Annotated in this window: 23 protein-coding genes; all 23 read left to right on the top strand. The window is 52.2% G+C overall.

Annotated elements, in window-relative coordinates; genetic code table 11:
- The first annotated feature begins 10 nt into the window (after positions 1-10).
- Complete coding sequence (gene fliF, locus KDX31_15630) at positions 11-1,711, top strand: flagellar M-ring protein FliF (protein UTW02763.1); 1,701 nt, start codon at positions 11-13, stop codon at positions 1,709-1,711.
- Positions 1,704-2,720, top strand: coding sequence for a flagellar motor switch protein FliG (gene fliG / locus KDX31_15625; protein UTW02762.1), 1,017 nt, complete (start codon positions 1,704-1,706; stop codon positions 2,718-2,720). Before fliF ends, fliG begins: the two co-directional genes overlap by 8 nt.
- Positions 2,720-3,499: a hypothetical protein gene (locus KDX31_15620; protein UTW02761.1), complete on the top strand. Its 780-nt coding sequence runs from the start codon at positions 2,720-2,722 to the stop codon at positions 3,497-3,499. The genes fliG and KDX31_15620 overlap by 1 nt, the downstream gene beginning before the upstream one ends.
- A complete protein-coding gene (gene fliI / locus KDX31_15615; GenBank protein ID UTW02760.1) occupies positions 3,492-4,886 on the top strand; it encodes a flagellar protein export ATPase FliI in 1,395 nt (464 codons plus the stop codon). Before KDX31_15620 ends, fliI begins: the two co-directional genes overlap by 8 nt.
- Positions 4,886-5,326, top strand: coding sequence for a flagellar export protein FliJ (fliJ, locus tag KDX31_15610; GenBank protein ID UTW02759.1), 441 nt, complete (start codon positions 4,886-4,888; stop codon positions 5,324-5,326). Before fliI ends, fliJ begins: the two co-directional genes overlap by 1 nt.
- A gap of 59 nt (positions 5,327-5,385) precedes the next feature.
- Positions 5,386-7,287 carry a flagellar hook-length control protein FliK gene (locus KDX31_15605; GenBank protein ID UTW02758.1) on the top strand — a complete coding sequence of 634 codons (1,902 nt, stop codon included), beginning with the start codon at positions 5,386-5,388 and terminating at the stop codon, positions 7,285-7,287.
- A 125-nt stretch (positions 7,288-7,412) separates the two neighbouring features.
- Positions 7,413-7,937, top strand: coding sequence for a flagellar basal body-associated FliL family protein (locus KDX31_15600; protein UTW02757.1), 525 nt, complete (start codon positions 7,413-7,415; stop codon positions 7,935-7,937).
- Between the two features lie 13 nt (positions 7,938-7,950).
- Positions 7,951-8,925 (top strand): flagellar motor switch protein FliM, encoded by a 975-nt coding sequence (fliM, locus tag KDX31_15595; protein UTW02756.1) that lies wholly within the window; start codon positions 7,951-7,953, stop codon positions 8,923-8,925.
- A gap of 24 nt (positions 8,926-8,949) precedes the next feature.
- Positions 8,950-9,357, top strand: coding sequence for a flagellar motor switch protein FliN (gene fliN, locus KDX31_15590; GenBank protein ID UTW02755.1), 408 nt, complete (start codon positions 8,950-8,952; stop codon positions 9,355-9,357).
- A gap of 5 nt (positions 9,358-9,362) precedes the next feature.
- On the top strand, positions 9,363-9,833 hold the full coding sequence (fliO, locus tag KDX31_15585) for a flagellar biosynthetic protein FliO (protein UTW02754.1): 471 nt from the start codon (positions 9,363-9,365) through the stop codon (positions 9,831-9,833).
- Between the two features lie 32 nt (positions 9,834-9,865).
- Positions 9,866-10,573 carry a flagellar type III secretion system pore protein FliP gene (fliP, locus tag KDX31_15580; protein ID UTW05414.1) on the top strand — a complete coding sequence of 236 codons (708 nt, stop codon included), beginning with the start codon at positions 9,866-9,868 and terminating at the stop codon, positions 10,571-10,573.
- Positions 10,574-10,643: 70 nt separating this feature from the next.
- On the top strand, positions 10,644-10,913 hold the full coding sequence (gene fliQ / locus KDX31_15575; protein ID UTW02753.1) for a flagellar biosynthesis protein FliQ: 270 nt from the start codon (positions 10,644-10,646) through the stop codon (positions 10,911-10,913).
- Between the two features lie 3 nt (positions 10,914-10,916).
- Positions 10,917-11,702, top strand: coding sequence for a flagellar biosynthetic protein FliR (fliR, locus tag KDX31_15570; GenBank protein UTW02752.1), 786 nt, complete (start codon positions 10,917-10,919; stop codon positions 11,700-11,702).
- A 2-nt stretch (positions 11,703-11,704) separates the two neighbouring features.
- A complete protein-coding gene (flhB, locus tag KDX31_15565) occupies positions 11,705-12,841 on the top strand; it encodes a flagellar type III secretion system protein FlhB (GenBank protein ID UTW02751.1) in 1,137 nt (378 codons plus the stop codon).
- A 173-nt stretch (positions 12,842-13,014) separates the two neighbouring features.
- Complete coding sequence (gene flhA, locus KDX31_15560; protein ID UTW02750.1) at positions 13,015-15,129, top strand: flagellar biosynthesis protein FlhA; 2,115 nt, start codon at positions 13,015-13,017, stop codon at positions 15,127-15,129.
- Positions 15,130-15,152: 23 nt separating this feature from the next.
- A complete protein-coding gene (gene flhF / locus KDX31_15555) occupies positions 15,153-16,667 on the top strand; it encodes a flagellar biosynthesis protein FlhF (GenBank protein ID UTW02749.1) in 1,515 nt (504 codons plus the stop codon).
- A gap of 26 nt (positions 16,668-16,693) precedes the next feature.
- Positions 16,694-17,509 carry a MinD/ParA family protein gene (locus KDX31_15550; GenBank protein ID UTW02748.1) on the top strand — a complete coding sequence of 272 codons (816 nt, stop codon included), beginning with the start codon at positions 16,694-16,696 and terminating at the stop codon, positions 17,507-17,509.
- Positions 17,510-17,538: 29 nt separating this feature from the next.
- A complete protein-coding gene (locus tag KDX31_15545) occupies positions 17,539-18,249 on the top strand; it encodes an RNA polymerase sigma factor FliA (protein ID UTW02747.1) in 711 nt (236 codons plus the stop codon).
- A gap of 54 nt (positions 18,250-18,303) precedes the next feature.
- Complete coding sequence (gene cheY / locus KDX31_15540; GenBank protein UTW02746.1) at positions 18,304-18,690, top strand: chemotaxis response regulator CheY; 387 nt, start codon at positions 18,304-18,306, stop codon at positions 18,688-18,690.
- A gap of 9 nt (positions 18,691-18,699) precedes the next feature.
- Positions 18,700-19,518 (top strand): protein phosphatase CheZ, encoded by an 819-nt coding sequence (locus tag KDX31_15535; GenBank protein UTW02745.1) that lies wholly within the window; start codon positions 18,700-18,702, stop codon positions 19,516-19,518.
- A 12-nt stretch (positions 19,519-19,530) separates the two neighbouring features.
- Positions 19,531-21,669 carry a chemotaxis protein CheA gene (locus tag KDX31_15530; protein ID UTW02744.1) on the top strand — a complete coding sequence of 713 codons (2,139 nt, stop codon included), beginning with the start codon at positions 19,531-19,533 and terminating at the stop codon, positions 21,667-21,669.
- Between the two features lie 39 nt (positions 21,670-21,708).
- Positions 21,709-22,851, top strand: a complete 1,143-nt coding sequence (locus KDX31_15525; GenBank protein ID UTW02743.1) for a chemotaxis response regulator protein-glutamate methylesterase — start codon at positions 21,709-21,711, stop codon at positions 22,849-22,851.
- Positions 22,851-23,600, top strand: a complete 750-nt coding sequence (locus KDX31_15520; protein UTW02742.1) for a flagellar motor protein — start codon at positions 22,851-22,853, stop codon at positions 23,598-23,600. Before KDX31_15525 ends, KDX31_15520 begins: the two co-directional genes overlap by 1 nt.

The following is a 23,600-nucleotide window of genomic DNA, read 5'->3' as shown; positions in this document are numbered from 1 at the left end:
GCCGGGTTAGATGGAGAGCGCAACAGTGCAGTCAGGATCAGGTGGGTCGGTAGCCTTTGGCTTTAACCGCTTGGGGCTGGTGCGTCAGTTAGGTCTGATGGTAGGGCTTGCGGCCACCATTGCCATCGGCTTTGCGGTTGTTCTCTGGTCTCAGGAGCCGGATTACCGGGTGCTCTACAATAATGTCTCCTACGCAGATGCGAATCAGATAGTTGAGCAGCTGCAGCTGAACGGTATCCCTTATAAGTTTGATTCAACCGGGCACAATATCCTGGTGGCGGATGAGTATCTGCATAAGGCCAGGTTGCGCCTGGCCGCCGAGGGCTTTACCAATGATAAGACGGTCGGTTTTGAACTGCTCGATAAAGAGCAGGGTCTCGGAACCAGTCAGTTCATGGAAAATGCCCGTTATCGGCGTGGTCTGGAAGGGGAGCTGGCCCGTACCGTAACCAGTATGCTGGCAGTACGCAGTGCGCGGGTCCATCTGGCGCTGCCGAAACAATCGGTATTTGTGCGTGATCAGCGCAAGCCCACCGCGTCTGTGTTTCTTGATCTGGTCGCTGGTAAACGGCTGGAGTCGATTCAGGTGGAAGCGATTACCAATCTGGTTGCTTCCAGTATCCCGGAGCTATCCAGTGAAGATGTAACCGTAGTTGATCAGAAAGGCCGGTTACTGAATACCCGGGATATGGATACCGATGTGGTTCTGGCCGCCAAGCAAATAGAATATACCCGCAGAATAGAAGAAACCCTGGTAAATCGGGTAAACAGTATTTTGCAGCCGGTTGTGGGACTGGGACGTTATCGGGCAGAGGTGTCTGCTGATATCGACTTTACCTCGGTTGAGCAGACCGATGAAATTTATAATCCTGACCTTCCTGCACTGCGCAGTGAACAGGTTCTCGATGAAAGCACCACCGGTCAGGCCGCCGCGGGTGGCGTGCCCGGTTCGCTGTCCAATCAGCCCCCGGGTGCGGGTTCTGTGCCGGAAGTCGGTGCTAACGGCTTATCGCTGCAAAATGAGGGGGGGGGCGCACGCCCGGCGGGACCGAAAAATGCCCGCTCACAAGCGACCCGAAACTATGAGCTGGATCGCTCGATTAGTTATACGAAACATCAGATGGGGCAGGTCAGCCGGTTGTCAGTGGCAGTGGTTGTTGATGATATACCCACGGCCGGTCCGAATGGTGGTGCGAAAGTCCGTAGTGCCTGGAGTCAGAATGAGCTGGATCGATTGACTATACTGGTTAAGGATGCGGTGGGTTACTCCGCTGTGCGGGGTGATAGTGTGAGTGTGATCAATTCACCTTTTGCTGTGCCTGAGGTGTATCAGGAAGAGGAGATCCCCGTCTGGAAGCAGGAATGGGTCATCGATCTTGCTAAGCAGGTGCTGGGTGGGCTCTTTATCTTGCTGCTGGTGTTTGGTGTGTTGCGGCCTATTATGAAAAACCTGGCCGTCAGTGCCGCCCATAAAGTGGCCGCAGATGGCGCTGCGGTAAAGACTGAGGCTGATATGGCTTCAGAGCTTGAATCGCTGGATATGAGTGGCATATCTGCAGATCAGGTTACCTTTAGTGGTATTGATAATGCCCTTGCGCCTACGCCGAATGAAACCTATGAGTATCAGATGAATGCGATCCGTAGCATGATTGCTGAAGATCCGGCTAAAGTGGCGCAGGCGATCCGTCAGTGGGTGATTGAAAATGAATGATAAGGTAACGGAATCCGGTGTTGAGCTGACTAACGTTCAGAAAGCGGCAGTATTACTGATCTCTCTGGGTGAAGCTGATGCCGCTGAGGTGTTGCGCTATCTGGGGCAAAAGGAGGTGCAGCAGCTGGGCCTGGCTATGAGTAACCTGGATAATATACCTCAGTCCTCGGTCGAGTCTGTGATGGCTGACTTTATGGAAGCGATCAGTGATCAGACCAGTATCGGTATTAATAACGACCACTATATTAAAGAGATGCTGAGTCAGGCGCTGGGGAGCGACCGGGCTCAGACGCTGGTGGACCGAATTCTGATGACGACCAATACCTCGGGCCTGGAAAGTCTTAAATGGATGGATTCCCGTCAGGTTGCCGAGATTATTCGTTATGAGCATCCGCAAATTCAGGCGGTGGTCATTGCCTATCTTGATCCTGATCAGGCGGCGCATGTGCTGCAGCGATTTGATGAGAATGTGCGTCTGGAGATCATGATGAGAATCACCTCTCTTGATGAGATTCAGCCTTCGGCGCTGCAGGAGCTGAATGATATTTTGGAATCGCAGTTCTCGGGAGCAACCAGTCAGAGTGCAAGCCTGGGTGGCCTGAAAACTACTGCCAATATTATGAACTACTTTGATAGTAATACTGAGCAGGAGTTGATGGAGAAAATTCGTGAGGTGGATGAGGCTCTGGGTGATCAGATCTCTGAGATGATGTTTGTATTTGATAACCTGATAGATGTTGAAGACCGCGGTATTCAGGTTATTCTGCGCGAGATTAATACTGATACCCTGGTGGTTGCGTTGAAAGGTGCCGAAACGGGCTTGCAGGACAAGGTTTTCAAAAACATGTCGAAGCGTGCTGCTGAGTTGTTGCGTGATGACCTCGAAGCTAAAGGTCCGGTGCGTGTGAGTGAAGTTGAAGATGCTCAGAAAGAGATTCTTAGCGTGGCTCGTCGTCTCGCCGATGAGGGCGAGATTGTGTTGGGTGGTGGCGGCGAAGAGATGATGTAATGCAGATCAAGTCTATCGACAAATCGGTCATCAGAATTCGTGCGGAAGACGCCCGGGCTGCTGCTCTGTGGACGCTGCCTGTGATGCAAAGCAGTCATGTGGTGGGGTTGCAGCGAAAGCCTGAGCCAGTCGAAGAGGAGTCGGTTGAAGAGGTTGTGGATGGCCGTCTGAAGCTGTCAGAGCTGGAGAAAATACGCGAAGATGCTTATCAGGAAGGGTTGCAGCAGGGGCGAGATGAGGGGCTGCAGCAGGGGCTTGAAGAGGGCCGCGCCCGTGGTCGTCAGGAAGGCCTGGTTGCGGCGCGCGCTGAGATTGACACTCAGTTGCTGTTGTTGAATACCCTGCAACAGCAGTTAGATAAGCCGTTGCAGCAGGTGAGTGCGCAGATCGAACAGCTAGTGGCAGAACTGATTACTGAGTTTAGTCGGGCGGTTATCGGTGCGCAGATTGCACAGGATACCGGAACAATTATTAAGGCTGTGGAAGACGCTGTTGCCCAACTGCCGCAGAGCGGTGCTGAGGTTAAAATAATCCTTAATCCGGACGATGTAGCGGTACTGGAACCTTTGCTGGTTCTGAATGAAAACTGGACCCTGGTTGAGGAGTCATCTGTTACCCGTGGCGGTTGCAAGGTGATGAGTGGTTATGGCTTGCTTGATAATACCCTTGAGCGTCGCTTTGATGCTGCTGCATCCCGCTTGCAAAACGCTTTGAATCAGATGGGGGGAGAGACTGAACCTTCCTCTGGATCCGCTCAGCCACCGGATCTCCATGAGTGATCAGCTTTTAAAACGTCTGTCCCGTCTTAAGGGGCTGGACTATCAGATTCCTGCGCCAGTGGCTCACGGACAAATAACACGTCTGATCGGTTTAACCCTCGAAGCTGTTGGTATAAAAGCATCTATGGGTGAGTACTGTCTGATCTATCCGGAGCATGGGGATCCCGTCGAGGCGGAGGTCGTCGGTTTCTCCGGTGATCGGATCTATCTGATGCCTGTCGATCTGCTGGAAGGGTTGGCGCCGGGATCCCGGGTCAGTCCGATGCAGGGCGGTGGCGATGTTGAAGTGGGTTTTGAGTTGCTTGGGCGGGTTGTCAATGGTGTTGGCAAACCGCTGGATAGTCTCGGACCGCTGGGTTGTAAAACGACAGTGTCACTTCAGGGGCGGAATATTAACCCTCTCAGTCGGCAGCCTATTAAACAGACCCTTGATGTGGGTATTCGCGCAATCAATTCACTGCTCAGTGTTGGCCGGGGACAGCGTCTGGGGCTGTTTGCGGGTAGTGGTGTGGGTAAGAGTGTGTTGTTGGGTATGATGACCCGGTTTACTGAAGCGGATATTGTCGTTGTGGGGCTGATCGGTGAGCGTGGCCGGGAGGTGAAAGAGTTTATCGATCACAGCCTGGGTGAAGAGGGAATGCGTCGAGCAGTGGTAGTCGCATCTCCGGCCGACGAGTCACCGTTAATGCGGCTCAGGGCCGCTCAGCTGGCAACCCGGTTGGCGGAGTATTTCAGAGAACAGGGTAAAAATGTGCTTTTACTGATGGATTCTCTGACCCGCTATGCTCAGGCTCAGCGGGAGATCGCGCTTGCGGTTGGTGAGCCTCCGGCAACCAAGGGATATCCGCCTTCGGTTTTTGCTAAGCTTCCCAGGCTGGTGGAGCGGGCCGGTAATGGTGATAAGGATGGAGGTTCAATCACGGCATTTTATACGGTGCTGACCGAGGGTGATGATCAGCAGGACCCGATTGCGGACTCTGCCCGGGCGATTCTGGATGGGCATATTGTACTGTCCCGTACGCTGGCCGAGCGGGGCCACTACCCGGCGATCGATATAGAGCAATCGATTAGTCGTGCTATGCCGCAGGTCGTTAGTTCCGATCATCTGCAGGCGGCTATGGGGTTCAAGCAACTTTATTCCAAATTCCAGCAAAACAGCGACCTTATCTCAATAGGTGCTTATGTGCGGGGCAGTGATGCGGAGACCGATTTTGCCATTGAGCGAATGCCGTTGATGAGCGCCTTCCTGCAGCAGGGTCTTGGTGAGTCTTACGCTTTTCAGAAAAGCCTCACGGATCTGGCGATGGTGTTAACGCCTAATCCTGGTAATGCTAATCCTGCGCCGCAGGGACGACAGAATATCGCTATGGGTAATCAGGCTCAGTGATGAAGCGCTCAAAGCGGTTGCAGGTGGTGCTTGATCTTGCCGAGCGAAAACGTAAGCAGGCAGATCAGTGGCTGGGTCAGTCGCAGTCCAGGGTGCAGCAGGGTGAAGCGACGCTGGATCAGCTCAGAAACTATTATTCAGACTATGCTAATAGTTTTTATCAGGTGGGCGCTTCCGGTATCTCGCCCGGACAGATAGAAACTCATCAGGCTTTCATGCAGAAGTTAAGGGTTGCTGTTCAGCAGCAGGAAAATGCCCTGCAGATGGATCGTGCTCAGCTGGAGAAAGTGAAAGAGTATTGGCAAAGTGCCTATCAACACTTTAAAGCAGTTGAAATGCTGGTCGATAAGATCAGGCTGCAAGAGTCGCAACAGGCTGAAAAACAGCTGCAGAAAGAGCTTGATGAGCGCTCACAGTTAATCCGCCCTCCCTTTATCTGACTTTTCTGGCACTGATTGTGCAGTGAATGAGCAGATAACGGTCTGCCGGAGAATGCAGTATGAATCAAACGCTTTCCGCTCCTAACGGAGTCGGGTCACTCTTGAATGTCGGCTCAGCGCCTGTCCGCGGCGCAATGTCGGGTGTTTCACCGGGTACTGGCGCAGCGGTGGGCGGGACTCCCTCGTTTGGCGAATCGCTGCTGCAGGCGCAACCGTTGTCCGGGAGTGGCGAGCAATCGGATGGAGAGCCGGGCCGCAGCGGACAAACATTGCCGGATAGTGGCCAGTTATTGCCTGCCGGAATGGAGAATGGTCCCGGTGCAGTCGATGTGGCAGAGCGCCCCGGTGTGCAGGTTGTAGTCGATGTTGTCACTAAGGCGGGTGCTGAAACAGCAGACAGGATAGCGCAGCGAGGGCAAGAGCAGGCGCTGGAACAGCAGTCACAGCAATCATTTAAGCCACCCCCACCAGGCCTGTCAGATAGTAATATTGATGCTCTTCATACTAGTGGTAAGTCGGGTGCTGACACGCTTAATCAGATCGACCGGTATCGTCGTGCCGATCTGGCTGTGGCGGTGGATTCCGCATTGAAACAATTGGGCTCCTTCAGCACCCGTGGTGGTAGCGAAAAGGGGGGCGGTAGCGCTTGGGATCGTTCGCTATCAGAGGGTGTCACGTCGGCTGATTCGGTTGCTGCTGTCGCGACTGAGCCTCAAGGAGTGTCTTTCACTCAGGCTGTCCAGGCTGGTGCACAGGCTCCGTCGGCGGTCGTTTCTGAATTAGCAGCGCGTGAGACGCTCACAAGTCAATTAACTCCCAGTGGTGTTGCGCCCCACCATACAGGGGCTGGTGAAGCGATGCGCGCTGAGGTCGGGCCCGCTGACGTAAGGCCGCTGCCGGGCAAAGGAACAGAAATCTCCCGGATTGCTGCTGATGTTCTGGGGCAGGGGGGTGAGAGCGAGGTATCCGTCAGGGATGTAAATGAGCTTTCAGCACCGGATAGCCAAAGTGCCGGGAGTGCTGCTCTGGCGGATGACCGGGATGCAGCGTTAATTAAACCTGTGCCAGCGGGTGTGGTACAAGCGGGTGGTCTGCAGGCGGTTCCGGCAGCAATGGTCGGGGAGTTTGCGGCTGAGTCTGCTCCGATGGTTCAGGCTTCAGGGCAGCGTATTGACCGGAGCGGGAATTCTGCTCTGTCGAGTCGGGAAGATAAGGGGGTAATCAGTCCGGCTGACGGGCCGTTGCCTCGACCTCTGTCACAGGACCAAAACAGTCAGCAGTCCGGGCGGCAGCATAATGAGCTCCTTGCTCCTCAGTCTCCTGCGCAGGCTCAGGCGGTTTCTATGTCTGGTGGGCAGCCGGGTGCAGATAGCATCAGGGATAAGTTAAAAACTGTCGGGGCCGAAGTAGATAAGTTGCCCGGTAGTGTTGATTCCGGGGGGCGTTCAGAGGGGCGTCAGGAGAGTCAGTTGACCAGCTTTGCTGATTCGCTGGCGGCTGCATCCCGAGGTGCCCGTCCGGCTCAGGAGTTGGTGCAGCAGGTAATGCCTCATGGTGTGCGTCCCGGTGAGGCGGCATGGAGTCAGGCGGTCAATGACCGGGTAATGGTCATGGCGTCAAAAAATGGGCAGTTTGCTGATATCCAACTTGATCCGCCAGAGCTGGGTTCATTGCAGGTCAGGCTGCAGGTTAAAAACGAACAGGTCACTGTGGTGTTTAATACCCCTCATGGCAGTGTGCGGGACGCTTTGGAACAGAATATGCCGAGGCTGAGAGAGATGTTCGCTGATCAGGGGTTGAATCTGTCAGAATCTTCGGTGGAAGACCATAGTCGTGGTAATCAGAGAGAGGAATCCGGTTCGGGGACCTCTTTTATGGGTTACCAGAGTGATAGCGTGGATGAAGGGGCGCTGGAGGACGTTGTCGCAGAGAGTCTGTCTCTGGTCGATTATTACGCCTGATCAGTTAACTTGCCAGGAATGTGAGGTCGTCTGCTTCCGCCGCCGAATCAGTATGTTATATTACGCGCTGGAGTGTGATTTTATGCATCGGCCGGTTTTTCGGCTGGTTGACGGTGGGGCAGGTAATGGCTGAAGAAACGACTGATACAGTTGATGAAGAAGGCGTAAAGAGGTCCGGGAAATTAAAGCTGATCCTCATTATTGTTGCCGGGATTATTCTGGCTGCGATTATAGGGGGCGGTGTTGCGATGTTTTTGATGAGCGGCTCTGATGCAGAGCAGGTCGTTGAGGATGCGAAGCCTGCAAAACCTGCGCGGGCTATCTATACCAAGATTCGAACTCTCGAAGGTAATCCCTACTTTACGGTTGTTGTTCCCAGTAAGGATGACCGAACACACTATATGCAACTCTATGTCGAGGCCAAAAGCCGCGATGATGAAGTGGCTGTTGCACTGACTAAGCATATGCCGAAAATTGTTTCTGTGCTTAATCAGCTGTTTTCCCGGCAGTCTTTTGACACGCTGCGAACCTCTGAGGGGAAAGTGATGCTTCAACAAGCCGCCCTGGTCGGAATTCAGGGGGTTATGCAGGAGAAAATCGGTAAACCCGGAGTCGAAAAAATACTCTTCACCGGATTTATAATGCAGTGATGGAAGCGCATATATGACAGTCAAAGACCTGCTCTCTCAGGATGAAATCGATGCGCTGTTGCATGGCGTGGATGATGGAGATATTGAGACCGAAGAGGGCGTTGTCGAGGATGAGGGCGCGGTCAAAACTTATGATCTGGCCAGCCATGAACGAATAGTTCGTGGCCGAATGCCGACGCTTGAGATGATTAACGAGCGTTTTGCCCGTCATACCCGGATATCTCTGTTTAACCTGTTGCGCAATAACGCCGATGTTTCGGTTGGCGGCGTACAGATCATGAAGTACTCCGATTATATTCATACCCTTTATGTGCCGACCAGTATCAATCTTCTGCGTGTGACTCCTCTGCGCGGTACCGCGTTGCTGGTGATGGATGCCAAGCTGGTGTTTAAGCTTGTTGATGGCTTTTTTGGCGGGGATGGCCGGCACGCAAAAATAGAGGGTCGCGAGTTTACTCCGACCGAGATTCGTCTGATTAATAAGGTGATTGGTCAGTTTTTTATAGACCTGGAAGGCTCCTGGGAGCCGGTCATGCCGCTTAAGTTCGAAGTGCTCGGACACGAAGTAAACCCGGCGATGGCAAATGTGATCAATCCGTCAGAAGTGGTAGTCGTAAGCAGCTTTCAAGTTGATATGGAAGGGGGGACCGGCGAGTTTCACGTGACGATGCCCTACTCAATGCTGGAGCCTATCCGGGATATTCTGATCTCTGGTTATAAGCCGGTAGAGGAGGAGCTGGATGAGCAATGGCTGACGTCCCTGAAGCGTGACATGCTGGGTGCACCGATTAATCTGGACCTGATTGTTGCCGAACGTAAAATGAAGTTGAGAGATGTTATGCAGCTGGAGGCCGGGGATATTATCCCTATCGATATTTCTGATACTCTGCAGTTGAAGGCGGCCAGAGTGCCGGTTTTTAAGTGTAAGCTGGGTACATCCCGTGGGAATCTGGCGGTACAAATTATTAGCCGGGTTAAAAATGATTAAACCGTTGGACAGAGCATATTGCCCATGAGTAATGACGATATTGAAAACCAGGACCAGGATGATGGTCTGGATGACTGGGGCGCAGCGATGGCTGAACAGGCTCAGTCAGAGGCTTCACAGGGACAGGCGATTGATCTTGATGAGCTGAAGGACGAGGGTGCGGCCCTCAATAATCCCAGCCTGGATGTAATTCTCGATATTCCGGTTAAGTTATCGATGGAGGTTGGTCGGTCTGATATTTCAATCCGTAACCTGTTGCAGCTTAATCAGGGTTCAGTGGTAGAGCTGGATCGGGTGGCCGGTGAGCCGCTGGATGTGCTGGTTAACGGTACTCTGGTTGCCCATGGCGAAGTGGTGGTAGTGAATGATCGCTACGGTATCCGGCTGACTGATGTGATCAGTCCGCAGGAACGTATAGATAAACTAAGGTGATCCGGTTGCGTGTCCGTTCACTGGCGAATGTTGTTCTGCGGCGGCTTAGTCGTGTACTTGTGATGGCGTTTCTGACTGTCTTCAGTGGTCTGACGTTCGCAGTGGAATCTGATGGCGTGCCTGCAGTAGTCACGCGTCAGGTTACAGGTCCGGTCAATGCCGGTTCAGTGATGCAGTTGCTGGCGGGGCTGATCCTTGTTATTGCGCTGATTTTTCTGCTTGGCTGGCTGGTGAAGCGTTATTCAGGCTTGCCGGGGCAAAACCGGGCTTTGCGTGTGGTTGCTTCTCTGCCACTCACTGCCCGGGAACGACTGGTGCTGGTTCAGGCAGGAGATCAGCAGTTGCTGTTAGGTGTGGCACCGGGTCGGGTGAGTCTGTTAAAAAGTTATGATGAGTCGTTGATTGAACCGGGTGTTGCGATGGGCGAGTTTGCCTCCAGACTTCAGCAAGTGATGAGCCGTAAGGAGGCAGAGTGAAAAGAGGCTTAGCTCTGTTTCTGCCGCTTTTGCTGTTGCCCGGGACGGTGCTGGCGGCTGACCCCGGTATTCCTGCGGTTACCTTTACAGCCAATCCTGATGGCAGTGCCGATTACAGTGTGACGCTCCAGATTCTGGGGCTGATGACGCTGCTGACGTTCCTGCCGGCGATCATGATGATGATGACCTCGTTTGCCAGGATAATCATCGTATTTGCGATTTTGCGCCAGGCACTGGGGTTGCAGCAAACCCCGTCAAATCAGATTCTGGTGGGGTTGGCGCTGTTTTTGACGCTGTTTATTATGTCTCCGGTACTGGATAAGGTGAATGAACAGTCGGTTCAGCCCTATCTGAATGAAGAGATAACCTCTATTGAAGCTCTGCAAGCCGCCAGTATGCCTTTTCGCGGCTTTATGCTGGCGCAGACGCGGGAAACCGATCTTAATCTTTTTATGGAGATCTCCCGGACTCCGGCGGTTGAAAAACCGGAGGATATTCCATTTACGGTTCTGGTTCCCTCATTTGTTACCAGTGAACTGAAGACAGCGTTTCAGATTGGCTTTATGCTGTTTATTCCGTTTCTGGTTATCGACCTGGTGGTGGCCAGTGTGTTGATGGCAATGGGTATGATGATGCTGTCACCGGTGATTATCTCACTGCCGTTCAAGATAATGTTATTTGTGCTGGTGGATGGCTGGGCTATGGTGATCGGGACGCTGGCGGGTAGTTTTGTGGTTTAAGGGGTTGTAAAAAAAATTACCTGCCTGTTGGTTTATACATTGTTTTGCAGGCGCTTTTGGAGGGCATATTATGACGCCGGGAATGGCTCTGGATCTGTTTGGGGAGGCGCTGTTTCTGGTGGTTCTTCTGGTTGCGGTAATTGTCGTGCCTTCACTGTTGGTAGGTCTGCTGGTGTCTACCTTTCAGGCGGCGACCCAGATCAACGAGCAGACCCTGAGTTTTTTGCCTCGTTTAATTGTTACCCTGCTGATGATTATGTGGGCAGGGCCCTGGATTCTCGGGCAGTTGATGGATCATTTCAATAATATCTTTGCCAATATTCCGTTGTTTCTGGGGTAGGTTGTGCTGCAGCTAACCTCGCTTCAACTGGAACAGTGGCTCGCTCAGTTTCTGCTGCCTTTCTTTCGTATAGCATCATTCTTTATGGTTGTGCCGATGATCGGTACTCAGCTGGTCGCTGCGCGTATCCGCCTTGGTCTGGCGCTGGCGATGACGGTTGTGTTGTTACCCACGCTGCCTGAGATGCCGCTGTTAAGTGGGATGTCGCTGCAAACCTATATTCTGGTTGCTCAGCAGATCATTATTGGTACTGCAATGGCATTTGTTATTCAGCTGTTATTTCAGGTGTTTTCACTGGGCGGACAGTTGATCTCCTCACAAATGGGTCTTGGATTTGCTTCGGTCAGTGACCCGGCAAATGGCGTTTCAGTGGTGGTGCTTTCGCAGATGTATCTGATGATGGTGATGTTGCTGTTTTTGGCTTTTAATGGACACCTGGTGATGTTTGAGGCGCTGGCACGGAGTTTTTTTGTGTTACCGGTTTCGCAGGGAGGACTACCGGTTTCCGGGTATATGGCACTGGCGAAATCGGGTAGCTGGATGCTGGCCAGTGCCCTGTTGATGGCTTTGCCTGCAGTAACCGCGCTGCTGGTCATTAATTTTGCTTTTGGGGTGATGGCGAAGGCGGCCCCCCAACTGAATATATTTGCTATCGGTTTTCCTTTTACCATGATGGTCGGGCTGGTGATCACCTGGGTCAGTCTGGAAGGATTTCTGGGGCAGTACCAGCGTTTTGTTTCTGTTGCATTTAACTATCTGGATCAGGTTGTCGGTGTGGGGGTGCTTTAGCGATGGCTGAAGATAGCGGTCAGGAAAAAACCGAACAGCCCACCTCGAAGCGATTACAGGACGCCAAAGAAAAGGGGGATGTCGCCCGTTCTAAGGAGCTGACGACCACTGTTCTGCTGCTGTCCGCCGCCGCCGCCGCAATGATGTTTGGCGGCGTGGTGGCTGACAAGATGGCCGGGATGATGAAGTTTAACTTCAGTCTCGATCGGGAAGCGGTGATGGATCCCGCCCTGATGTTTATCCATCTGGGTTATTCTCTGTCCGAAGCTTTACAGGCGCTTTTCGGTTTCTTCCTGGTTTTGCTGACGGCTGCTATCGTTGGGCCGCTAGCGCTGGGAGGCTGGAATCTGAGTATGAAAGCGATGGCGCCTAAACTCAGCAGAATCGACCCTTTGGCGGGAATTAAAAGGATGTTTTCGCTGAAAGCGCTGCTTGAGCTATTTAAGGCGCTGGCGAAGTTTCTGGTGGTCGGGTCGCTCTCCTTTCTGGTGTTGTATTTCTCCAGGCAAGCGCTGTTTTCACTTGGCACCCAGGATGTGTTTCCGGCGATGTCCCATGCGACTGAGCTGGTGATCTGGGCATTTCTGGTGATGAGTTCGACGATGATTATTATCTCGCTGGTCGATGTGCCGTTTCAGATATACGACCATACTGAGAAGCTTAAAATGACCCTTCAAGAGGTCAAGGATGAGATGAAAAACAGCGAGGGTAAACCTGAGGTTAAAGGACGGATCAGACAATTGCAGCGGGAAATATCGCAGCGGAAAATGATGTCGGCTGTGCCTGAGGCGGATGTGGTTATTACTAACCCTACGCACTATGCTGTGGCGCTGAAATATGATCAGTCCGGCGGTGGGGCTCCCTATCTGGTTGCTAAAGGGGGGGATTTTGTTGCCCTGAAAATACGCGAGATTGCCGATAAGCACGATATCCCAATTCTTTCTGCCCCCCCTCTGGCGCGAGCTATCTATCACTCAACCGAAGTCGATGAAGAGATCCCTTCGGGGTTGTTTAAAGCGGTCGCGGAAGTGCTGGCCTATGTGTTTCAGTTGCAGCGTTATAAGAAGCAGCAAGGTCCTGCGCCGAAGGAAGTATCCCGAGATCTGGATATTCCGGACGAGCTGCGTCAGGATGAGTGATTTTTCGTTATCTGGCTGGATTCTTGCATTTCTCATGCTGTGGTGAGCAAAGCGTCAAAAAATTGATGCTTTTAGCCTCTCTTTAATGTTATTTTTCAATCTTAAAATAATTATTTTTATTGTGATGTTTTTTTGACGCTTTTTCGGGCGGCTAAATCTCATTTGGGGCGTAAGTGGACAGAGCGGCGATCTACAGTAATGTTCGTGGAGTGGGTAAAGGGAATCTGGGTATCCCTTTTCTACTGCTGCTGGTGCTTGGCATGGTTACGCTGCCGATGCCGCCGTTTCTGCTGGATACGCTGTTTACCTTTAATATTGCCCTCTCCATCGTTGTTTTGCTGGTCTGTGTCTATTCGATGCGCCCCCTGGACTTTGCTGTTTTTCCCACCATTCTTCTGATTGCCACGCTTATGCGTCTGGCGCTCAATGTGGCTTCCACCCGTATAGTCTTGCTCTATGGTCACGAAGGGGGAGATGCCGCCGGTAAGGTTATTGAAGCCTTTGGTGAAGTAGTGATCGGGGGGAACTATGTCGTCGGTCTGGTGGTATTCATGATTCTGGTGATTATCAACTTTGTGGTGGTTACCAAAGGTGCGGGGCGTATATCCGAAGTAAGTGCCCGCTTCACTCTGGATGCGATGCCGGGTAAGCAGATGGCGATCGATGCTGATCTGAATGCCGGACTGATTAGTCAGGAAGATGCTAAAGATCGTCGCCAGGAGGTGACTCAGGAAGCCGATTTTTACGGTTCTATGGATGGCGCCAGTAAGTTTGTCCGTGGTGATGCGGTCGCCGGTATACTGATTCTGGTGATCAATATTCTCGGTGGTCTGGGAATCGGCATGCTGCAGCATGATCTGTCATTCGAGTTGGCGGCCCGGTACTACTCATTACTGACCATCGGTGACGGCCTGGTGGCACAGATACCCTCGTTGCTGTTGTCAACAGCCGCGGCGATCATGGTGACCCGGGTTAACTCTTCCCAGGATATGGGTAAGCAGGTGATTAGCCAGCTGTTCGGTTCGCCAAAAGCGCTGGCGGTGGCGGCTGGCATTCTGTTTATTATGGGATCTATTCCGGGGATGCCGCATGTGGCATTTTTATCGCTGGCAATTGCTGCGGGCATTGGCGCCTACTTTATTCAACAGCGTAACCTTGCTGAAGCGGCTAGTTTAGAAGAGGAGAGTGTTGCGCAGGTTAAACAGCCCGAGCCGGATCAGGATATTAAAGACCTGGATTGGGATGATGTGATGCCAGTCGATATGATCGGCCTGGAAGTCGGCTACCGCCTGATCCCGATGGTGGATAAGTTGCAGGGCGGTCAGCTTTTGAGTCGGATTAAAGGCGTGCGTAAAAAACTCTCTCAGGATCTGGGTTTTCTCGTTCCGTCCGTGCATATCCGGGATAACCTCGATCTGATGCCCGGGGCGTACCGAATTACCCTTATGGGGGTCTCTGTCGGTGAGTCAGAGGTTTATCCTGACCGGGAGCTGGCCATCAATCCAGGTCAGGTGTTTGGCTCGCTGAAAGGGATCGATGTAAAAGATCCAGCGTTTGGACTGGATGCTGTATGGATTGAACAGAGTCAGAAAGAGCAAGCGCAAACCCTCGGATATACCGTGGTGGATGCCGGAACGGTAGTGGCAACTCACCTGAATCAGATCCTTCAGGCACACTCTCATGAGTTGTTGGGGCATGATGAGGTGCAGAAACTATTGGACCTTCTGGCAAAAACGTCCCCAAAACTGGTAGAAGAGTTAGTACCTGGCAAGCTGTCTGTGAGTACACTGCTAAAAGTATTGCAGAACCTGCTGATGGAGCAGGTTCCGGTCAAGGATTTCAGGACGATAACGGAGGCGCTGGCCGAAGCGGTAGCGCGGACTCAGGATCCTCAGGGTTTAACAGCAGCGGTACGGATTTCGTTGTCACGGATGATTGTGCAGAATATTGTTGGTAATGAAACCGAATTGCCGGTGATTACGCTGGATCCGCAGCTGGAGCAGTTGCTGTTGGGATCGGTGCAGCGGGGCGAGAGTGGTGATGGACTGGTGATTGAGCCGATGATGGCTGAACGGCTGCAAAACTCTCTGGCTGAAGTGGCGCAGCAGCAGGAGATTGCAGGCAGGGCATCAATACTGTTGGTAGCGGCACCTATCAGACCTTTGCTGGCGAAATTTGTGCGTTATGGTGAGCATCAGATTAGTGTGCTTTCTTATCAGGAAATTCCTGAAAATAAACGGGTTACGATTATTGCAACGGTCGGTGGTCAGAGCCAATCAGGTGCCTGATTAGATAATGAATAGAGACGGTTATGAAAGTTAAACGCTTTTTTGCTCCGGATATGAGGCAGGCTATGCAGAGAGTCAGGGACGAGATCGGCCCTGATGCTGTTATCGTCTCAAATCATCGTGTAGCAGGTGGCGTTGAAGTTGTTGCCGCGCATGAGCATGAGTACGAGGCTGCGCAGAAGGAGTTTAAGCGTAAACGCGCTGTTGAGAATGCCCGTAGTGAAACGCCTCAGAAATCGCACAGGATGCAAAGTAATCTGGCCGAGGAGCTGCGCAAAGCGCAGGCCCGGATCGCAACCGCTCAGGATGGTATTCCCGAGCCACGGCAAAAAAACCGGCAGTTGGACGGCGATGATGAAGAGCTGAGTGAGATTTTAGATACCCTGAAACGTCGTCAGCGTGGGCGGGCAAATCAGCCGCCAAATGTTCAGCATAGTCCCGAAAGAATGGCTCAGCCGAGACTTGATCCAACCCGCCAGCAGCATGAGTTCAAGCCAGAAATCGATCAGATTCATCAGAACGATGAACGTGAAACGATGGATTCGCTCCGGCAGGAGATCGAATCGCTGAAGAGTATTCTCAGCCGGCCTCATGAGCCTGAAGCGGATGATCCGCTGACCTACTCTCCCCCGCCTCAACCTGTTCAGCCTGAACCTCTCCCGCATCGGCAGCAGCGTCCACGGCATGAGCATGCGGATTCTGCGGTTATTAAGGTGGAACGTCGCTTAGCTAGGATCGGGCTGGGCGCGCAGGTTAGCCAGCAGTTGTCAGCTTCGGTGGCGGATGATGATGAACTTGATGATGCCTGGCGTTCAGCGCTGACCCGTTTCAGTGACAGGATACCGGTGATGGGCGAGGATTTTGTCGAACGGGGTGGGATGATCGCCTTTGTGGGACCGACAGGCGTGGGTAAAACCACAACGATCGGTAAGCTGGCTGCCCGCTATGTGCTGAAGCACGGTAGCTCAAGCGTAGCGTTGGTGACCACCGATTCATACCGGATTGCTGCCCATGAGCAGTTGCTGACGTTTGGCCGCATACTGGATGTGCCGGTGCGGGTTGTGGATGAGAAAAATAGCCTGGACGAGGTTCTTCTGTCGCTTCGCAGTAAACGCCTGGTTTTAATCGATACCGCCGGTATGAATGCCCATGAGCCACATACCCAGGCGCAGCTTAATATGCTGGAAGGGGTCTCTGTACGGTTGAAAAAACTGTTGGTGCTATCCTGTTCGAGTCAGCGGCATGTGATTGAGAGCGCTTATGAAACCTATGCACCGCTTGGGTTGAGTGGCTGCGTCCTGAGCAAGCTGGATGAGTCCGGAAATCTGGGTGAAGCGCTGGATCTGGTCATGGAAAATGGATTATCAGTAAGTTATGTAACGGATGGGCAGCGGGTGCCGGATGATATTGATGTGGCTCACAAGAAGGATCTGGTCAGTCGAGCGGTAATAACCGCGCAGAAAGCGACCCGCAGTCGCAGGGTATTCCACGAACACCAGCAGGAACGGGTGACCAAAGATGAGCATTGGGAGAGCTGATTTGTTAGCAGATGCGGGAAGTCGCAATGAGTAGTCTCCGGCCGGTTAAGGTGATCGCTGTTACCGGGGGTAAAGGTGGCGTAGGCAAAACCAATGTCTCGGTCAATATGAGTCTGGCCCTGGGGGAGATGGGGCATCGGGTGGTATTGATGGATGCGGATCTCGGGCTTGCGAATGTCGATGTATTGCTGGGGGTTAAGGCGAAACGTAATATCGCCGATGTGTTGTCTGGTGAGTGTGGTCTGAAAGATCTGCTGATCGATGTGGATACGAATGTGCGTATAGTGCCTGCTGCATCAGGTACTCAGGCGATGACGTCACTCAGTGTACACGAACATTCTGAGCTGATACACGCCTTTAGTGAGATTGCTGATGATCTGGATATTCTGGTAATAGATACTGCTGCGGGAATTTCGGAGGCGGTGGTTAGTTTTGTTAAGGCGGCTCAGGATGTCGTGGTGGTGGTGTGTGATGAGCCCACGTCAATAACCGATGCCTATGCGTTGATGAAGCTGTTAAACCGGGACTATAAAATGACCCGCTTCAGGGTGTTGGCGAACATGGTCCGTTCAGAGCAGGAAGGGCGGAATATGTATAATAAGCTGCTGACCGTTACGGACCGGTTTCTCGATATAACCCTTCAATACCTCGGGTCAATCCCTTATGATGAAGCGGTCAGAAAGGGCGTGAAGCAGCAACGTGCTGTTTTAAAAGCGTTTCCACAGAGTAAAGCTGCATTAGCCTATAAGCAGCTGGCAACTAAAGTCGATGCCTGGCCGGTGTCCTCCAGTCCTCGTGGGCATCTTGAGTTTTTTGTTGAGCGCCTGATTACCGGCGCATGAATGAATTAGCAGAGTAGCGAATAGTCTCTATGTATAACCAGCTTCAGTTTCAGTCGAGTCAGGAGATTATTGAGCAGCACAGTACGCTGGTTAAGCGTATTGCTCATCACTTGCTGGCCAGGCTGCCGAGTAATGTTGTGCTGGAAGACCTGATTCAGGCGGGTATGGTTGGTCTGCTTGAGGCGGCAAAGAAATATGATGCAAGTAAAGGGGCCAGCTTTGAAACGTATGCGGGCATTCGTATTCGTGGCTCGATTATTGATGAGGTTCGGCGCGGTGACTGGACGCCCCGTTCGGTTCACCGGAATGGTCGCCGGGTATCGGATGCCATTCAGATAATTGAATCGCGTACCGGTAGAGATGCCCAAGATGGGGAGGTTGCTGCTGAACTTAATATCAGTGTGACTGAATATCATGCATTATTGAAAGATTCGGCGGAGAGTCGTCTGTTCAGCTTTGATAAGCTCACAGGCCCTCAGGATGAGGGGCCGGGAGAGGGAGTCGCCAGTAATGAGCCAGATCCTTCTGAAGAGTACGAGCAAAAAGATTTTATCAAGGCGATAGCCCGTGAAATACAGGGGCTTCCCGAACGTGAAAAACTTGTGTTGTCGCTGTATTACGACCAGGAACTGAACCTTAAAGAGATTGGTAAAGTGCTTGGTGTCAGTGAATCGCGGGTGAGTCAGATACATAGTCAGGCGGCATTACGATTACGTGGCCGTTTAAAAGAGTGGCGATGAGTGAGTACCTGAAGTTATTTTTCATCGTCAGAGAGAGTGTTAGGAGGGATTGTCTTGAATAAAGACATGAAAATTCTGGTAGTAGATGATTTCTCAACAATGCGCCGGATTATTAAGAATCTGCTGCGGGATCTGGGTTTTAGCAATATTGTTGAAGCCGATGATGGTGCAACGGCGCTACCTATTCTGAAAGGCGGGAGTATCGACTTTCTGGTTACCGACTGGAATATGCCAAAGATGTCCGGTATCGATCTTTTGAAAACAGTTCGGGCTGATCCTGAACTGCGTCATATCCCAATTCTGATGGTTACGGCTGAGGCAAAACGCGAGCAGATAATTGAGGCTGCCCAGGCGGGTGTAAATGGCTACGTCATTAAGCCTTTTACTGCTGGAGTACTGAAAGAGAAAATCGATAAGATATTTGAACGCCTTCAAGGCTAGGAGGCGTCAATGTCTGACTTTGATTTATACCGGGATCAGCCCAGTTTTGAGGCCGAACTTCAGGCGCGCGCTGAGCAGCTTGTTGAGCTGCTCAGCCGGGGCGAACTTCCTCATGCGATGGAGTTGGTTCAGCAACTGAATGAGATGCGACATCAGGCACTCTATCATGAGGTGGGTACGCTTACGCGGGCGGTTCATAATGCGATTGTCGGTTTTACTGAGGATGTCAGTTCGACAGAGTTGTTGCAGGACTCGAAACAACATATCGCCTCGATAGCTGATGCAAGTGAACGCTTATCCTATGTTATTGAGCTGACGGAGAGTAACGCCCATAAAACGATTGATGAGGTCGATGAGGCGTTGCAACAGGTTGGCCTCATTGAAAAAGAGTTCCTGCGTCGTCAGGAGCTGATCGAAGATCTGTCGGCACTTAAATCCGACCACCCACAATTAGAAGCCTTGTATAACAAAGCTTGTCGTTATGACGATGGCCATTCCGCAATGCTGGCCGCATTAAAAGAGCGACTGACGGGTATCTTGCTAGGTCAGGAGTATCAGGATATTACCGGACAGCTGATCAAGCGGGTTATTCAGTTAGTTGCAGATATTGAAGATAAATTGGTTGGGTTGATGGAAGTGGCTGCCAGGGTCAATAACCTTGGCGCACTCCCGGCGATGCAAAATGATCTGTCAGATCCTGAAGCTGAGCAAGCTGAAGGGGTGTCAGTGGTAAAAGCAGAAGGCCCTCAAATGAGGGGCCGCAATCAGGGGGAGGTCGCATCCAGCCAGGATGACGTTGACGATCTTCTTTCCAGCCTCGGCTTTTGAAAGGTAAAGCAAATGTCCTTGAATGTTGATCAGGAAATACTGGAAGACTTTTTAGTTGAAGCCGGGGAGATTTTGGAACTGCTGTCTGAACAGTTGGTTGATCTTGAGCAGCACCCTGAAGACAGGGAGCTGTTAAATGCTATTTTTCGTGGTTTTCATACCGTTAAAGGGGGAGCCGGCTTTCTTCAGCTCGACCCGATGGTTGATTGCTGTCATAGCGCTGAAAATCTGTTTGACCAGCTGCGAAATGATGCACTTAAGGTTTCATCGGAGTTGATGGATCTGGTGTTGCAGGCGCTGGATTCAATAAATTCAATGTTTCAGTGTGTGCAGCAGGGGGAGTTTCCCGATCCGGTTGATCCGCAGTTGCTGGCGGGGTTAAATGCCATGGCTGCTGGTCAGGCTACTCCTGTGGCAGCGGTAAGTTCTTCTGCTACAGTGCATAGCGATGCGGCGGTCAGTGCTGAGTTTGATAAATTAATATCGGGTCTTGATGTTGCAGACAGCTCTAAAGTTGGAAATGCAGCCGCCGGATCTGACCTGATTACCGAAGATGAGTTTGATGATCTGCTGGACCAGCTGCATGGGCCCAATGGCGCGCCAGGGGGTACGGTTGTTCCAGCTGCAGCGCCGGTTTCCGACCTGATTACCGAAGATGAGTTTGATGATCTGCTGGACCAGCTGCATGGGCCCAATGGCGCACCAGGCCTCAGTCAGGTTGGCACAGTAGATAATAGTGCCGATGCTGAGTTTGATCAGTTGCTGGGAGGTCCTGTTCGCGCGGCCCCTGCTGCGGATTCGCTAAAACCGGTAGCGACGGCCCCATCGGTGGGCGGTGATCTGATCACTGACGATGAATTTGAACATCTTCTGGATGATCTGCAGTCCAAAGGGGAAGGGGCCTTTGCTGCGGCAAATACTACGGTTGCAGTCGCGCAGGCGCCGGCTGACCCCGCTGCGGCAGCTAAGCCCCAAAACAAGCCAGTTGCGGAAAGTAATGTCCGGGTTGATACCCGTCTGCTGGATCAGATCATGAATATGGTGGGTGAACTGGTGCTGGTGCGTAACCGGCTGGTTCGTCTGGGAGCCGAGCTGGATGACGGGGAGATGACGAAGGCGCTGGGGTCCCTCGATATGGTGACCGCTGACCTGCAGATGTCGGTGATGAAAACCCGTATGCAGCCGGTTAAAAAAGTGTTTGGTCGCTTCCCGCGCCTGGTGCGTGATCTCTCTCGTCAGCTACATAAAGAGGTTAACCTTGAGCTGCGGGGAGAGGATACCGATCTGGATAAAAACCTGGTTGAAGCGCTGGCAGATCCACTGATTCACCTGGTCAGAAACGCGATCGATCATGGTATTGAAGAGCCTGATGTTCGCGAAAGGAATGATAAACCGAGAGAGGGTCATGTGCTGCTCTCCGCAGAGCAGGAAGGCGATCACATTCTTCTGATTATCGAAGATGATGGTGCCGGTATGGATCCGGATAAGCTCCGGGCGCTCGCCGTTAAGCGGGGAATGCTGGATCAGGAAGCCGCCGCCCGGCTGAGTGATCATGAGTGTTATAACCTGATTTTTGCTGCGGGCTTCTCCACCAAAGAGCAGATCTCTGACGTCTCGGGTCGAGGTGTCGGAATGGATGTGGTGAAAACCAAAATATCTCAGCTCAATGGTAAGCTGGATGTTGATTCTACTCTGGGGATGGGATCCAGAATTGAAATTCAGGTGCCGCTGACTCTGGCGATCATGCCGACTCTGATGGTGTTGCTGGAAAGTCAGGCGTTCGCCTTGCCACTGGTTAATGTTAATGAGATTTTCAATCTTGATCTGACCCAGATTAATATGGTCGATGGTCAGCAGGTCATTATTGTTCGCGATAAAGCGATGCCGCTATTTCATCTGAAACGCTGGCTGATGAAGGGCTTTGAAAAAGATCCTCTGCCACAAAATGGCCATGTAGTGATTACCAATGTTGGTACTATGCAGGTTGCTTTTGTGGTCGACCAGTTAGTTGGACAGGAGGAGGTTGTTATCAAGCCTCTGGGATCTGTTTTGCATGGCACGCCGGGTCTTTCCGGAGCGACTATTACGGGTGATGGCCGGATCGCTCTGATAGTTGATATTCCGAGTCTGCTGAAGGCCTATGCCAGTTGAGCATAGCGTCCGGACGGCAGACCTATACTGGATAACTGTATGGCAGTTCGAGTTTTAGTCGTTGATGATTCGGTTTTTTTCCGCAACCGTATTAAGCAGATACTGGCCCACCATCCTGATATAGAGGTTGTTGATACTGCAAAGAACGGTGCAGAAGCCGTTGCTAAAGTAAAGCTGTTGCACCCGGATGTGGTCACTATGGATGTGGAGATGCCCGAGATGGACGGCATCACCGCGCTGAAACAGATCATGGCAGAGAACCCCTGTCAGGTCGTTATGCTGTCTACCCTGACCCGACGCAGTGCTGCGGTCACCCTTGAAGCATTATCTTTGGGGGCTGCCGACTACATGGAAAAAGATGCCCGGGAATGGGTTGCGGGTAGCGGTCAGTCAGATGCGGGGGCTGTGGAAAAGATTCTGGCGGAAAAAATTCTGGCGCTCGGTGGACGCAAGCCGCGTCCGGGGCTGCACAGCCGGCCCGAGCCTGTTGCGAAACCGGGTGCTGCTCTGCGGGCGCCTGTATCGACCGCGGCGCTGACAAGACCGTCCACGCAGCTCACAGAACCGAAGAGTAGCAGTCAGTTTGTTAAGCGGGATGGCAAGGTCAGAATTCCGGACTGCGGCATTGTCTCTATTGGTTCTTCGACTGGCGGGCCGGCGGCCTTACAGTTTATTCTGACGCAGATTCCAGCTGATTTTCCTGTGCCGGTGCTGATTACACAGCATATGCCGAAGGCGTTTACCTCGGTCTTTGCAAAGCGCCTTGATGATCTTTGCGCGGTAACGGTCAAGGAAGCTGAGAATGGCGATAAGTTGATCGCCGGACATGTCTACCTGGCACCCGGCGGACAGCAGATGATTCTCGATCCATCTAATGCGGGAAAACTGATTATCCGCGAAAGTGATGAGCGGATGACTTACAAGCCCAGCGTCGATCTGACTTTTGCTTCTGTGGCAAAAGGTTATGGCCGTCGGGCTGTTGCTTTGGTTCTGACCGGTATGGGCGCAGATGGTTGTGATGGTGCGCGACTGCTGAAAACAGTTGGCGCGACGGTCTGGGCGCAGGACAAAGAGAGTTGTACTATCTTTGGTATGCCCAAGGCGGTTATTGACGCGGAACTGGCCGATGCCGTACTCAATCTGGACAGTATCCGGCAGTTATTTAAACACTGGGGACATTGATGAATCTGGTAAGTATTAGTGGAATACTACTGGCAATCATAGCGATAGTTGGGGGCAACTATCTCGCAGGAGGCGGTTTCGGTGAACTGCTGAATCTACCGGCTTTACTGATTGTTGTGGGGGGCACCTTTGCGGCAGTCTTTGTCCAGTCGTCACAGGCTGAGCTCTCCCGTGCGATCAGGCTCTCGGGCCGGGTCTTTGGTAATAATGAGCTGAATTATCATGATGGCATAAATCGCATCGTCAACTGGTGTGTGATTGCCCGTCGTAAGGGTTTGTTGGCGCTGGAGGATGAGGTCGGTGAACAGCACGACAGCTTTATCCGCAAGGGTTTGCAGATGCTGGTTGATGGTCGGACGCCGGATGTCATTCGTTCCACTCTTGAAACCGAGTTGATCAGCCGTGAAAATCGTGATCTTCAGGCGGCAAAAGTTTTGGAAAGCATGGGGGGGTATGCGCCAACGATGGGGATTATCGGCGCCGTTTTAGGGCTTATCCATGTGATGTCAAATCTGGCGGATCCGGAAAATCTGGGAGCGGGTATTGCCACGGCATTTGTGGCGACTATCTACGGTGTTGCTATTGCTAATCTGCTATTTCTGCCAATGGCAAATAAAATTCGAGCCATGGTCCTTCAGCGGTTTTACTTTCAGGAGATGATGCTGGAGGGATTGCTCTCAATTGCAGAGGGACAAAATCCCCGGGTCATTCAGCTAAGGTTGCAGGGATACCTGGAACAGGAGGGATAA

The sequence above is a fragment of the Amphritea atlantica genome, from assembly GCA_024397875.1.
GTDB classification, from domain to species: Bacteria; Pseudomonadota; Gammaproteobacteria; order Pseudomonadales; family Balneatricaceae; genus Amphritea; species Amphritea atlantica_B.
Note: the sequence above shows the minus strand (reverse complement) of the source record. Positions and strands in the feature narration are given on the sequence as shown.

What these genes read in the sequence shown, in the direction of transcription:
- fliF (UTW02763.1), top strand. Translation starts at nt 11, where the DNA reads ATGGAGAGCGCAACAGTGCAGTCAGGATCAGGTGGGTCGGTAGCCTTT.
- fliG (UTW02762.1), top strand. Translation starts at nt 1,704, where the DNA reads ATGAATGATAAGGTAACGGAATCCGGTGTTGAGCTGACTAACGTTCAG.
- KDX31_15620 (UTW02761.1), top strand. Translation starts at nt 2,720, where the DNA reads ATGCAGATCAAGTCTATCGACAAATCGGTCATCAGAATTCGTGCGGAA.
- fliI (UTW02760.1), top strand. Translation starts at nt 3,492, where the DNA reads ATGAGTGATCAGCTTTTAAAACGTCTGTCCCGTCTTAAGGGGCTGGAC.
- fliJ (UTW02759.1), top strand. Translation starts at nt 4,886, where the DNA reads ATGAAGCGCTCAAAGCGGTTGCAGGTGGTGCTTGATCTTGCCGAGCGA.
- KDX31_15605 (UTW02758.1), top strand. Translation starts at nt 5,386, where the DNA reads ATGAATCAAACGCTTTCCGCTCCTAACGGAGTCGGGTCACTCTTGAAT.
- KDX31_15600 (UTW02757.1), top strand. Translation starts at nt 7,413, where the DNA reads ATGGCTGAAGAAACGACTGATACAGTTGATGAAGAAGGCGTAAAGAGG.
- fliM (UTW02756.1), top strand. Translation starts at nt 7,951, where the DNA reads ATGACAGTCAAAGACCTGCTCTCTCAGGATGAAATCGATGCGCTGTTG.
- fliN (UTW02755.1), top strand. Translation starts at nt 8,950, where the DNA reads ATGAGTAATGACGATATTGAAAACCAGGACCAGGATGATGGTCTGGAT.
- fliQ (UTW02753.1), top strand. Translation starts at nt 10,644, where the DNA reads ATGACGCCGGGAATGGCTCTGGATCTGTTTGGGGAGGCGCTGTTTCTG.
- flhB (UTW02751.1), top strand. Translation starts at nt 11,705, where the DNA reads ATGGCTGAAGATAGCGGTCAGGAAAAAACCGAACAGCCCACCTCGAAG.
- flhF (UTW02749.1), top strand. Translation starts at nt 15,153, where the DNA reads ATGAAAGTTAAACGCTTTTTTGCTCCGGATATGAGGCAGGCTATGCAG.
- KDX31_15550 (UTW02748.1), top strand. Translation starts at nt 16,694, where the DNA reads ATGAGTAGTCTCCGGCCGGTTAAGGTGATCGCTGTTACCGGGGGTAAA.
- KDX31_15545 (UTW02747.1), top strand. Translation starts at nt 17,539, where the DNA reads ATGTATAACCAGCTTCAGTTTCAGTCGAGTCAGGAGATTATTGAGCAG.
- KDX31_15535 (UTW02745.1), top strand. Translation starts at nt 18,700, where the DNA reads ATGTCTGACTTTGATTTATACCGGGATCAGCCCAGTTTTGAGGCCGAA.
- KDX31_15530 (UTW02744.1), top strand. Translation starts at nt 19,531, where the DNA reads ATGTCCTTGAATGTTGATCAGGAAATACTGGAAGACTTTTTAGTTGAA.
- KDX31_15525 (UTW02743.1), top strand. Translation starts at nt 21,709, where the DNA reads ATGGCAGTTCGAGTTTTAGTCGTTGATGATTCGGTTTTTTTCCGCAAC.
- KDX31_15520 (UTW02742.1), top strand. Translation starts at nt 22,851, where the DNA reads ATGAATCTGGTAAGTATTAGTGGAATACTACTGGCAATCATAGCGATA.